At 74.6% G+C, this 12376-nt stretch carries 8 protein-coding genes; 5 read left to right on the top strand and 3 right to left on the bottom strand.

What is annotated here, in order from left to right; translation table 11 throughout:
* The first annotated feature begins 395 nt into the window (after positions 1-395).
* Positions 396-1316: a JmjC domain-containing protein gene (locus ACIP37_RS18235; RefSeq protein WP_363585836.1), complete on the top strand. Its 921-nt coding sequence runs from the start codon at positions 396-398 to the stop codon at positions 1314-1316.
* A 101-nt stretch (positions 1317-1417) separates the two neighbouring features.
* On the opposite strand, the gene ACIP37_RS18230 is transcribed toward ACIP37_RS18235, so the two are convergent.
* On the bottom strand, positions 1418-1549 hold the full coding sequence (locus ACIP37_RS18230; protein ID WP_363629406.1) for a hypothetical protein: 132 nt from the start codon (positions 1547-1549) through the stop codon (positions 1418-1420).
* A gap of 255 nt (positions 1550-1804) precedes the next feature.
* Between ACIP37_RS18230 and ACIP37_RS18225 the strand changes: the two genes are divergently transcribed.
* On the top strand, positions 1805-5275 hold the full coding sequence (locus ACIP37_RS18225) for a lantibiotic dehydratase (protein WP_363629408.1): 3471 nt from the start codon (positions 1805-1807) through the stop codon (positions 5273-5275).
* Positions 5272-6624, top strand: a complete 1353-nt coding sequence (locus tag ACIP37_RS18220; protein WP_400807772.1) for a lanthionine synthetase C family protein — start codon at positions 5272-5274, stop codon at positions 6622-6624. Before ACIP37_RS18225 ends, ACIP37_RS18220 begins: the two co-directional genes overlap by 4 nt.
* Positions 6625-6746: 122 nt before the next feature.
* Here ACIP37_RS18220 and glmS read toward each other — a convergent pair whose 3' ends face one another.
* Positions 6747-8573, bottom strand: a complete 1827-nt coding sequence (gene glmS / locus ACIP37_RS18215; protein ID WP_363629411.1) for a glutamine--fructose-6-phosphate transaminase (isomerizing) — start codon at positions 8571-8573, stop codon at positions 6747-6749.
* A 109-nt stretch (positions 8574-8682) separates the two neighbouring features.
* Positions 8683-8958, bottom strand: a complete 276-nt coding sequence (locus ACIP37_RS18210) for a hypothetical protein (protein ID WP_063350341.1) — start codon at positions 8956-8958, stop codon at positions 8683-8685.
* A gap of 204 nt (positions 8959-9162) precedes the next feature.
* Between ACIP37_RS18210 and asnB the strand changes: the two genes are divergently transcribed.
* Both asnB and ACIP37_RS18200 read left to right on the top strand, forming a co-directional pair.
* Entirely contained in the window at positions 9163-11013 is a 1851-nt protein-coding gene (asnB, locus tag ACIP37_RS18205) for an asparagine synthase (glutamine-hydrolyzing) (RefSeq protein WP_400807768.1), read from the top strand.
* Between the two features lie 239 nt (positions 11014-11252).
* The gene (locus ACIP37_RS18200) at positions 11253-12371 is read left to right on the top strand and encodes a hypothetical protein (protein WP_400807765.1); all 1119 of its coding nucleotides are present in this window, start codon (positions 11253-11255) and stop codon (positions 12369-12371) included.
* The last annotated feature ends 5 nt before the right edge of the window (positions 12372-12376 follow it).

Here is a 12376-nt window from a genome sequence, read left to right as displayed (position 1 = left end):
GGGCTGAAGTGTGACGCTCGTCATAGTCGATCGGAACGGCTCGCCGACGCCCTCGGGGCGGTGCGGGACGGCCGGCGCCCCGGCGTCGCCGCCTGTCGCGCCGGAGGGCGGGCGGGCTGCCGCAAGAACGGGCCGCGCCCGCCGCCGCCGGCCGTCCGACCTGGGGCGGCGGGACTCGCAGGTCGGGAGCCGGCGCCGGCGCCGCTCGCCCGCTTCACCCCTCGGCCCGTCCGCCCGCGACGGGCCGCCGCAGCACATCGCGGTGGTCGCCCCGTGGCGCGAAGCTGGCCGATCCCGGGCTGGTCGGCGGATTCTCGCTGAACCCGACTCAGATGTTCATCCGTAGGTTATGCGACGGTCGACCGGTGGTGGGCCGCTGGACGGAGGGATGGACGATGGGACGAGTTCTGACCGAATTGGTGGGCGACGCGGCGACGTTCGCCGAGGCGCTGGAAGAACGCCGGCCGCAGGTGTTCCGCACCGCGGGCTGGCCGGCGGGGCTGCCCCGGCCGGGCGAGTTGGACGAGGCGCTGCGCGGCGGACTGCTGCGGGTGCCCTACGTCGAGATGGTCCGGGCGGGTGCGGTCGTACCGCCCGCGGAGTTCTGCACGACCCGGGTGGTCGCCGGGCGCCGGGAGGAGGGCTTCGCCGACCCTGACCGGATCGCCGCCCTGCTGGCCGACGGCGCCACGCTGCTGCTGCCGCAGCTGGACCAGTGGCACGCGCCGGTGCGCGCGCTGGCCACCGACATCGCGGTCGAACTGGGCCGCCGGACCGAGGCGTTCTGCTTCGCGACGGGTGCCGGCCGGCGCGGGCTGGACGTGCACCGGGACGACGCGGACGTGCTGGTCGTCCAGCTCGCGGGAAAGAAGGAGTGGACGGTCCACGAGGCCCCCGCCGACGGGCGCTGGCGCCCGGGGCTGGCCCCCGAACCCGGCGCGGTGGCGCTCAACTCGGTGCTCGGGCCGGGCGAGGTGCTGTACGTGCCGCGCGGGGCACCACACACCGCGACGGGCCACCAGGGCCTGTCGGTACACCTCTCGTTCACGATCCGGGAGGCGGGCACGGGGCAGCTGCGCGGCGCCGTCGGCGAGTGGCTGGCCGGCGGCGACTGGGCGGCCGGGCTGCCGGAGCGCCCGGCGAAACCGGCGGAACTGCTGGACACGGCCGCGGAGGTGCTGCGACTGGGCCGCGCCCGGCTGGCCGAACTGACCCCGCAGGAGCTGCTGCGGCTGGCCCGGGGGCCGCTGCCCGCGCCGGTGACGGACGACGGTCAGGCGGCGCCGGGTCACGGACCGCTGGCCGCCGGCGGCTGAGCCGGGCCGAGACCGGGCGGGGCCTGAACGCACGAGGGCGCGGTTGCCCGGACCGTCTGGTCCGGGCAACCGCGCCCCGTAGTGCCGGTACTGCTACCGGACTAGATGCACCACGGACGGGTGCAGGACCCCTCACAGGAGATGCTGAACGCGGACTCCTCCTGCTCGCCGAGCTCGGTCGAGACCAGGTCCTGCACGTCAAGGTCGAACAGCTCCAGCATGTTGTCGGCCATGAGGGCCTCCCTTCGTCAGTGCCACGGTTGACCGCGGCGGACTGCAGCGGACGTTAGGCACTCCTGCATGGGCCCAGCAATGGTTCTGCACGGATGAATGGATTAACTCAGCCAAAAATCGAAACAGTTCGATCGATGGTGGACAGTTTTCGATCGCCGAGGTAGACACGACCCGACCCGCCGTCAGGAGTGCGAGCCGCGTGGCGGCATCGGTACGGGGCGTGTGGCATGAGGCACCGAGGCACGAGGAGCACAGTGGTCGAGACGCACGGAGCGCCCCAGGACGGACTCTTCACCGCGACCGGCCCGGTCCTGCTGCGGACACCCGCGCTGCCGCGCTCGCACCGCCACACCGTCCCGGCCGACCCCGCGCACCCCGCGCCGGGGTCCGCCGAGACCGCGCCGGGGTCCGCCGAGACCGCGCTCCTGACGTACCTCGCCGAGGCCGCCGCCGACCCGGCCCTGCGCGAGGCGATCGAGCTCTCCAGCCCCTCCCTGGCCGACCTACTCGACCAGGTCGCCGCAGGCACCGTGCCCCGCCCGGCCGCGCTGCGCCGGGCGGCCGAGGCGGTCAGCCGCTACCGGTTGCGGATGGCCACCCGGCCGACGCCGTTCGGGCTGATGGCCGCGGTGGTGCCGGCGCGCTTCGGCGCGGCGGCCAAGGTCCGCTGGGGCGGGGCCGACCGCCGCGCCCTGCGGCCCGACCTGGGCTGGCTGCTCCCGCTGCTCGACCGGCTGCGGACCGACCCTGCGGTGCTGCCCGGCCTGCGGCTGGCCGTGGACCAGCAGGCCCGGCTGCGCGGCGGTCGCCTGGTGCTGCCGTACCTGCCCGAGCGTCGGCCCGCCGCCGCCGGTGCCGAGGCGGAGCCGGTCGCCGAACGGACCGTACGGGCCACCGCCGTCGTCCGGGCCGCGATCCGGACCGCCGCCGAGCCGGTCCGGCACTGCGACCTGCTGGCCGCGCTGACCGCCGACTTCCCCACGGCCCCGGCCGAGGCCGTCGCGGCCCTGGTCCGCTCGCTGGTCGGCCAGGGCTTCCTGCTCACCGACCTGACGCCTCCGGCGGACAGCACCGACCTGCTCGGCCATGTGCTCGACCGGATACCCGCAGACCACCCGGTGCACCCCGAACTGGCGGCCGTCCGGAGCGCGTTGGCGCAGGCCGCCGCCCTGCCCGGCGGGCAGGCCACCGACCTGCTGCGCGAACTCCGGACCCGGATGACCCGGCTCGCCCCGGCCGACCGCCCGCTCCACGCGGATCTCGCCCTGGACGCCGAGGTGGTCCTGCCGGACCAGGTCCGCACCGAGCTGGAGAGGACCGCCGCGCTCCTCTGGCGCCTGTCGCCGCCGGCCCCCGGGCCCGAGCACCTGCGCGCGTACCACGCGGAGTTCGTCGAGCGGTACGGCACGGACAGCCCCGTCCCACTGGCCGAACTGCTCGACCCCGACACCGGCCTGGGCCCGCCGGCCGGCTACCGGCGCCCGGCCGGCCCCCGCGGCACGGCCAACCCCCAGCCCGCCCGGGCCCGCACCGACGCCGACGCGGCCCGCGACCGGTTGCTGGCCGAACTGGCGGCGGGCGCCCTCGCCGACCGGGAGCCGGACGGCGCGCTGCCCGAAGTGCTCCTGGACGACGACCTGCTGGCCCGGCTGGCCCCGCCGCGCGACGAGACGGGCGGCGCCGTCGACACCCCGCCCGCATCCCTGGAGCTGTACGCCGAACTGGCGGCGGACTCCCTGGAGGCGCTGGACGCCGGGGACTTCCGACTCGTGCTCTCCCCTGTCGCCGGCAGTGACCGCGCCGGAGCCACCTTCGGCCGCTTCGCCACCCTGCTCGCGGGTGCGGGGGGCGACCGCGGCCCGGGTGCCGAACCGGGCGCGGACCCGGGCCGGTCGGCGGACGACCCCGCGGCGGCCGGCGGGGCACTGCTGGCCGAGGCCGCCGGGTCCGTGCAGTCCGCTGGGCCCACCGGATCCGGCGACCACGGCGCACTCGAAGCGCACCTGGAGTTCACCCCGTACCGCGCGCGCCATGCCAACATCGCCCTGACCCCGCGCTGGCTCGACCACCGGGTGGTGGTCAGCGCCTTCGCCGACCCGGGCGGCCCCTCCGTACTTCCGTTGGACGACCTGGTCGTGCTGGCCGACCCCGACCGGCTCGCGGTGTACTCCCGCCGCCTCGGCCGCGAGGTCCGCGTCGCCACCCATCACGTGCTCAACCTGCGCAGCGGTGCGCCCAACGCGGCCCGTTTCCTCCAGGAGGTGACGCTGACCGGGCAACGGCCCTGGCAGCCCTGGGACTGGGGGGCGGCGAGCAGCGCGCCCGTGCTGCCGCGCGTCCGCCGGGGCCGGGTGGTGCTGGCCCCGGCCACCTGGCGGCTGACCGCGCCCGTCCCGGCGGCCTCCGCCCCGTTCGAGCAGTGGGACGAGGGCCTGGCCCGCTGGCGCCGACGCTGGGGAGTGCCGGCCGCCGTCCGCCTGATCAGCGGCGACCAGCGGATCAGCCTGGACCTCGACCTCCCGTGGCACCGGCGGCTGTTGCACAGCCAGGCGCGGTCCGCCGAGCCCACCGTGCTCCAGGAGGACCCCAACCCGGCCGGCGACGGCGGCTGGCTGTGCGGACCGGATGGTGCGCGGACCGCCGAACTGGTGGTCCCGCTGCGCCGCAGCACGACCGGGCCGACCGCGTCCGGACCTCGCCGCCCGCTGCCCGCCCGGCGCGACCGGACCGTCGAACTCCCCGGCGGATCCTGGCTGTTCGCCCGGCTGGCGGCCACCGAGGCGCGCCAGGAGGAGATCCTGGTCGAACACCTGCCCCGGCTGCTCGACGCCCTGCCCGCCGACGTGGACCGCTGGTTCTTCATCCGCTATCAGGACTCCGCGCCGCATCTGCGGCTGCGTTTCCACGGTGCGCCGCCGGTCCTCGCCGCCCGACTGCTGCCCACCGTGCACGACTGGGTGCGGGAGCTGCACCGGGCCGGGCTCGCCGCCGACCTGCGCCTGGAGGGGTACGCGCCGGAGACCGACCGCTACGGCGGCGCCGAGGTGCTCGCCGACGCCGAACGGGTCTTCCAGGCCGACAGCCTGGTCGCGCTGGCGGCGCTGCGACTGGCCCGGGCGGAGCGCTCGCTCTCCCGGGACCTGCTCGCCGCCGTGAACCTCGCCGGCACCGCGCAGGCCTTCCTGGCCGGCCGCGCGGGGCAGTCGGCGGGGCAGCCAGCGGGGCAGCCGGTGGGAGACCGCGTTCCTGACGACGGGCCCGAGGGCCGCACCGACCTCCCCACCAGTCTCTCCGCCGACCTCCCCACCGGCCTCCCCACCGACCGGCAGGCCGTCGCGCCGGCCGTCCCCGGCGTGCCCTCGGTCGGGACCTGGCTGGCGGGGGTCTATCCGAAGTCGGAGCGCCACCACCAGGCGTTCCGGGCCCAGCGCGCGGCCGCGTTGCGGGCGATCGGCCCCGACGGGCCGACCGTCCCGGCGGGCGGCCTGCTGCCCGCCGACCCCGCGCTGGCCGACGCCTGGCGGCAGCGGGCCGTCGCACTCGCGCGGTACGCGTCCCGGGTGGAGCCGTCGTCGGCCGACCCGGTGCTGGCCTCGCTGCTGCACATGGGCCACAACCGGCTGATCGGGATCGACCGCGAGGCCGAACGCCGGGCCTACGCACTGGCCCGAGGCGCCGTCGAGGCCCACCGGGCCCGCCGCTCCAGCCCGCGGGAGGGGCGATGAACACGACGGATCCGATCCGCGCCGTGGCCGAGTCGCTCAGCAGGCCCGGTGCGCTCGAAGAACCGGCCGCCGGCACCACGACGCCCTCGGCGTCCGCGCCGCCCCCAGCGGCGCACGCGCTCGGGGCCGGCCGCAGCGGCGCCGCGCTCGCGCTCGCCGTACTGGCCGACCGTGAGGACGACGCCGCGCTGCGCCGCGCCGCGCACGGGCACCTCGCGGCCGCCGTGAAAGCCCCCGGGGCGATGCGGGGCGGCGGACTCTTCTCCGGCGCCGCCGCGATCGCCTTCGCCGCCCGCACCATGGCGCGGCGCCCCGGCGAGTACCGCACGCTGCTCGACGGGCTGACGCCCCGGGTCCGGCAGGCCGCGGCCGGGCGCGTCGCCGACCTGCGCGCCGATCTGGCCGCCGGCACGGGCCTGCGCGCACACACCTTCGACGCCGTCTCGGGCGCGGCGGGCCTGGGCCGGCTGCTGCTCGCGCTGGAGCCGGCCGGACCGGCACTGGCCGACCTGCTCACCGCGCTGGTCGCGCTGGCCGAGCCGACCGGCGGTGTGCTGCCGCGCTGGTGGACCGCCGGTGGACCGGGACTGCCCGGCGCGGATCCCGGGTTCCCCCGGGGGCACCTCAACCTGGGCCTGGCCCACGGGGTCCCGGGCCCGCTCGCCCTCCTGGCGCTGGCCCGGCTGCGCGGTGTGGAGGTGCCCGGGCAGGACGAGGCGATCGAGGCGCTGGCGAGTTGGCTCGCCGCCCGGCGGATCCCCGGCCCGGTCGACCCGGACAGGCCCGTCCCGACCGAGCCGGTGCCCATGGGCCCCGACCCGGCCGGGGATCGGCCCGGCGTGGGCGGGTCCTGGCCGATGACCGTACGCGTCGAGGACGAGGAGGCCGGCCGGCTGCCGGCCGACCAGCCGACGCGGGCGGCCTGGTGCTACGGAACCCCCGGTGCGGCCCGCGCGCTCTTCCTTGCGGGCGCGGCCCACGGCCGCTCCGACTGGCGGACCACCGCCGTCGCGGCGCTGACCGACACGCTGCGCGACCCCGCCGGCTGGAACCTCCAGGGCCCCGGACTCTGCCACGGCACCGGCGGCCTGCTGCGGATCGCCCAGCGGATGGCCGAGGACTCCGGCTCCGCCGAACTGACCGCCCGTCTGCCCGCGCTCGCCGCCACCGTCGCGAGCCGGCTCGACACGGCACTCGGCGCCGGAGACCCGCCCGGCCTCCTGGAGGGGACGGCAGGCGCTGCCCTCGCCCTGCACGCCCACGCCCGTGCCCGTACCGCTGCGCGGGCGTCCTCGGCGGGCACCGGCGACGCCGCCGAGGAGTGGGACGCCTTCCTGCTGATCTGCTGAGCCGCTGAGCTGCTGAGCTGCTGAGCTGCTGAGCTGCTGAGCTGCTGAGCTGCTGAGCTGCTGAGCTGCTGATCATCAGGAAAGCCGTCCCACCCGCCGGGCCGTCACTTCTCGGGGGCGCCCTACTCCACCGTCACGCTCTTCGCCAGGTTGCGCGGCTTGTCGACATCGCGGTCGAGGGCCACGGCGGCGTGGTAGGCGAGGAGTTGGAGCGGGATGTTGAGCAGCAGCGGGTCGAGCTCGGGCTCGCTCTTGGGGACGAGGACGCAGTGGTCGGCGAGCTTGTCCTCGGGGCGGCGGTGCGCGATGGCGATCACGCGGCCGGAGCGGGCCTTGATCTCACCGAGGGTGGTGAGGTTCTTGTCGAGCAGTTCGTCGTCCGGGACGAGTGCGACGGTGGGCAGTTCGGGGCTGATCAGCGCCAGCGGACCGTGCTTCAGCTCGCTCGCCGGGTAGGCCTCGGCGTGCACGTAGGAGATCTCCTTGAGCTTCTGCGCGCCCTCCCGGGCGACCGGGTAGCCGCGGACCCGGCCGATGAACATCATGCCCGCCGATCCGGCGTACTCGGCGGCGAGTTCGGCGATGGCCTCGGTCTGCGCGAGCACCTCGCGGATCTGGTCCGGCAGCGCCTTCAGGGCCGCGACGATCCGGCGGCCGTCGGCGGGCGACAGGTCGTGGATGCGGCCGAAGTGCAGGGCGAGCAGCGCGAAGGCGACCACGGTGGAGGTGAAGGCCTTGGTGGAGGCGACCGAGATCTCCGGCCCGGCGTGCAGGTACATGCCGCCGTCGCACTCGCGGGCGATGGCGCTGCCCACGGTGTTGACGACGCCGAGCACCCGACCGCCCTTGCGCTTGATCTCCTGGACGGCGGCCAGCGTGTCGTAGGTCTCGCCGGACTGGCTGACCGCGATGTAGAGCGTGTCCGCCTCGATCACCGGGTTGCGGTAGCGGAACTCGGAGGCGGGCTCGCTGTGCGCGGGGATGCGGGAGAGTTCCTCGATCAGCTGGGCGCCCATCTCGCCAGCGTAGTAGGCGGATCCGCAGCCGAGGATCTTCACCCGGCGGATCTCGCGCAGCTCCCGGGCGTCCAGGTTGAGGCCGCCGAGGTGCGCGGTGGAGAAGCGCTCGTCGAGCCGGCCGCTGAGCGTGCGCTCGACCGAGCCGGGCTGCTCGTGGATCTCCTTGAGCAGGAAGTGCTCGTAGCCGCCGGTGTCGTAGGAGTCGATCTCCCAGTCCACGGTGGACGGCTGGTGGTGGGTGGTGCGGGCGTCGGTGGTGAAGGTGCGGAAGCCGTCGGCGCGGACGGTGGCCAGCTCGCCGTCCTCCAGGTGGACGACCTGGCGGGTGTAGCGGACGAGGGCGGAGACGTCGGAGGCGACGAACATCTCCTTCTCACCGAGGCCGAGCACTATCGGGCTGCCGTTGCGGGCGGCCACGATCCGGTCCGGCTGCTCGGCGTCGAGCACCGCGATGCCGTAGGTGCCGACCACCCGGGCGAGCGCGGCGCGCACCGCGTCCTCCAGCTCGACTCCCTCGCCGACGTGCGCGGCGATCAGGTGGGAGAGCACCTCGGTGTCGGTCTCGGAGCGGAACACGACGCCGTCGGCGGTGAGCTTGGCGCGCAGTTCGTCGGCGTTCTCGATGATGCCGTTGTGGACGACGGCGATCCGCTCGGCGCCGTCCAGGTGCGGGTGGGCGTTGGCGTCACTGGGCACGCCGTGGGTCGCCCAGCGGGTGTGGCCGATGCCGGTGCCGCCCTTGAACCGGGCCGGGACGGCGGCGGCCAGGTCGGCGACCCGGCCCTTGACCTTGCGGACCTTGAGCCCGCCGGTGCGCCCGGTGACGGCCACGCCGGCCGAGTCGTAGCCGCGGTACTCCAGCCGGGCCAGGCCCTCCAGCAGGAAGGGGGTCGCGTCCTTGGGGCCGATGTAGGCCACGATTCCGCACATGCGTGGTCTCCTCTTCGTGAATGCCGTAAGTGCCGTGAATGCCGTGAATGCCGCGAGTGCTGCGAATGCTGCGAATGCGCCAGTGCCGCGCCCCCCGCCCCGGCAGCGCTCAGCCGTAGACGATGCGGCGCAGCTGGCGGGCCGAGAGCTCGGGTGCCGCGACCCGGCGGGCGGGGAGTTCCTCGGCGAGCCGGGTGAAGATCCGTTCGTTGGTCAGTCCGCGTGCCTGGAGCTCGCCGTGGCGGCGGCGGACGTACTCCTCGGTGCTCTCGGAGAAGTACGCCAGCACCTCCGCCACGACCCGCGCCGCCTCCCGGGGCCCGAGCGGGCTGGTCCGGGTGAGGTGGGCGAGGAGGTCGTCGTGAGGGTGGGGTGAGCTCGGCACGAGTGAGGAGCCTAGGCCGCGCCGCCTCTGGGGCCAAGAATCCTGCCCGAAATCGGGCAGACTTTACGACTTTCAGCTCAAACAACCAGTCACATCGTCCTCCCGAGCCCCTTCCGACTCCTTCCCGACGCACCCTTGTAGCCGCACCCCTCCGACACGTAGCGTCATTTTCCGCATACGTAGCGGAAGACCGGAGGCTTGCTGATGTGCGGGATCACCGGATGGGTCGCCTTCAACCGTGACCTCACCGCCGAACGGGCCGTCGTCGACGCCATGACGGCCACCCAGATCTGCCGCGGCCCGGACGCCGGCGGCGTCCACCTGGAGCGACACGCCGCCCTCGGCCACCGCCGCCTCGCGGTGATCGACCTGGAGGGCGGCGTCCAGCCCATGACCGTCGAGCACGACGGCCGGCTGCTGGCGGCGCTCACCTACAGCGGCGAGGTCTACAACCACCGCGAGCTGCGCGCGGAACTGAAGGCGGCCGGACACCGCTTCCGCACCCGCAGCGACACCGAGGTCGTGCTGCACGCCTACCTGGAGTGGGGCGAGGGCCTGGCCGAACGCCTCAACGGGATGTTCGCCTTCGCGATCTGGGACGCCCGCAGCGAGGAACTGCTGCTGATCCGCGACCGGATGGGCGTCAAGCCGCTGCACTACCACCTCACCCCCGACGGCGTGATCTTCGGCTCCGAGGTGAAGGCCATCCTGGCCCACCCCGCCGTCCGCCCGGTGGTCGACCTGGACGGGCTGCGCGAACTGCTCGCCTTCACCCGCACCCCGGGCATCACCCCCTACCGGGGCATCGTCGAGGTCCGGCCCGGGCACGTCGTCCGGGTCCGCCGCGAGGGCGTGTCGGTGCGCCGCTACTGGGCGCTGGAGGCGCGCGAGCACACCGACACCCTCGAGGCCACCGTCGCCACCGTCCGGGCCCTGCTGGACGACATCGTCCACCGCCAGCTCGATTCGGACGTCCCGCTCTGCTCGCTGCTCTCCGGCGGTCTGGACTCCAGCGCCGTCACCGCCCTCGCCGCCCGGGTCCTGCGGGCCGAGGGTGCCGGCCCGGTGCGCTCCTTCGCCGTCGACTTCGCCGGCCAGAGCGAGAACTTCCACGCCAGCGAGGTCCGGCCGACCCTGGACGGCCCGTACGCCCGGCTGCTGGCCGAGCACGTCGGGGCCGACCACAACGTGATCGAGCTGGACGCCGCCGCGCTCACCGACCTCGCCCAGCGGGACGCCGTCCTGCGCGCCCGCGACCTGCCCGGCGGCTTCGGCGACATGGACATCTCGCTGTTGCTGCTCTTCCAGGGCGTGCGCCGCCAGTCCACCGTCGCCCTGTCGGGCGAGTCCGCGGACGAGCTGTTCGGCGGCTACCGCTGGTTCCACGACCCGAAGGCCGTCGCCGCCGACGACTTCCCCTGGGCGGTCTCGCTGACCGGCCTCGGCGGCCAGGGCACAGGGCCGCGCGAACACCTGCTCGACGCCGGCCTGCTCGCCGAGCTCGACCTGCCCGGCTACCGGCGGGCCCGCTACCACGAGGCACTCGCCGAAGTCCCGCACCTGCCGGACGCCGATCCGCTGGAACGGCGGATGCGCGAGATCTCGTACCTCCACCTGACCCGCTTCGTCTGCATCCTGCTCGACCGCAAGGACCGGATGAGCATGGCCAACGGTCTGGAGGTGCGGGTGCCGTTCTGCGACCACCGGCTGGTCCAGTACGTCTTCAACACGCCGTGGGCGATGAAGCACTTCGACGGCCGGGAGAAGAGCCTGCTGCGCGCCGCCGTCCGGGACGTGCTGCCGGACGCCGTCGCCGACCGGGTGAAGAGCCCGTACCCGGTCACCGAGGACCCGCACTACCCGGCGCTGCTGCGGGCCGAGCTCGCCCGGCTCGCCGCCGAGCAGAAGTCCCCGGCGCTCGCCCTGCTCGACCGGCGGCGCCTCGCCGACGCGCTCGATCCGGGCACCGACCCGCAGTCCGTCCGGCTGGCCGTCGACTTCGCGCTCGAACTGCACACCTGGCTGACGGACTACCAGGTGACGCTGGACATCTGACGGCGGGCCGCCTCGGGTGGCGCGGCGGCCGCGACGGCGGGCCGCTGCGCCGTTCGGGTGATTGATCCGGGTGACGAATCCCGGGTGATCATCCGGAACCAACCCGCCGCGCCCGGGCGTCGGACGGTGCGGTAGCGTCGCCGACACCTCCCGAATGGCGGGCGATAACGCGGATTCCCGCCGGCGTGCCGTCAGGATGGGAGCGAACCGTCCACCTCGATCCGCCGGGGGATCACCTCATGCAACCGCGGGTATTCGCGATTCTCACCGCCCTGCTCCTGGGCGTCCTGGGCCTCGGGTCGGTGGCCGTCACCGACTGGTCGCCCGCGACCGCCACCGTGGCGACGACCCCGGCCGCCACCGCGGGCTCCGGCGCCGCCGCGCCCGGCGTCGCACCGGCGGCCGCGAGCGCCACCCCGACCGGCGACCCGGCGGTGTGGACCCGCTCGACGCTGCGCAACAAGCTGATGGCCGAGATGGACGCCAGCGACCCCGGCGTCGCGCTCGCCGACCTCGACAAGATCACCAAGGAGAAGCCGTACACCGTGCGCTTCTGCCACCCGATCGCGCACGAGCTCGGCCACGCGGCGGTCAAGCGCTTCAACGCCGACTTCCAGAAGGTCATCTCCTTCCCGCACGAGACCTGCGCGGCCGGCTACCTGCACGGCGCGGTCGAGGAGATGCTCAACGCCTCCGCCCAGCCCGAGGTGGACCTGCTCAAGCTCTGCGCGCCCAAGAACACCGGCCCGTGCATCCACGGCGTCGGCCACGGCACCATGTTCGTCGCCAAGCAGGACGTCCCCAAGGCGCGCGAGCTGTGCAGCAAGTTCCCCAGCGACCAGAACAAGATCCGCTGTTCCGAAGGACTGTTCATGCAGCTCTTCGGCCCGGACGAGGAGGACGAGAAGGCCAAGGCGAACCTGCCCGCCGACAAGCTCGCCCAGGACCCGCTGTACCCGTGCAAGGACCAGCCGGGCCTGTTCCAGTCCGCGTGCTTCTTCTACGCCCCGACCTTCTACCTCTCCTCGCACGACTACCCGAACCACCCCGAGGTCTACGCCGACGCCCTCAAGTGGTGCCTCAGCGGCAAGGCCAGCGGCGGGGCGACCGACTGCAGCCGCGGCGTCGGCTCGCGGACGATGAAGTACAACCTCGACCGCGAGGACTGGGCCGCCCAGCAGTGCGGCACCGCCGCCGACGGCTGGCAGCGCAAGGCCTGCGCCGAGGGCCTGGTCAGCTACTACACGGTGAACTACACCGACGACGGCGCGGCCGGCCGGCTCTGCGCCAAGATCACCGACAGGGAGATGCAGGGCTACTGCCGCTCCGCCAGCGGCCTGTCCAGCTCGCTCGACTGACCTCG

The organism is Kitasatospora sp. NPDC088861 (genome assembly GCF_044750105.1).
Taxonomy (GTDB): Bacteria; Actinomycetota; Actinomycetes; order Streptomycetales; family Streptomycetaceae; genus Kitasatospora.
Note: the sequence above shows the minus strand (reverse complement) of the source record. Positions and strands in the feature narration are given on the sequence as shown.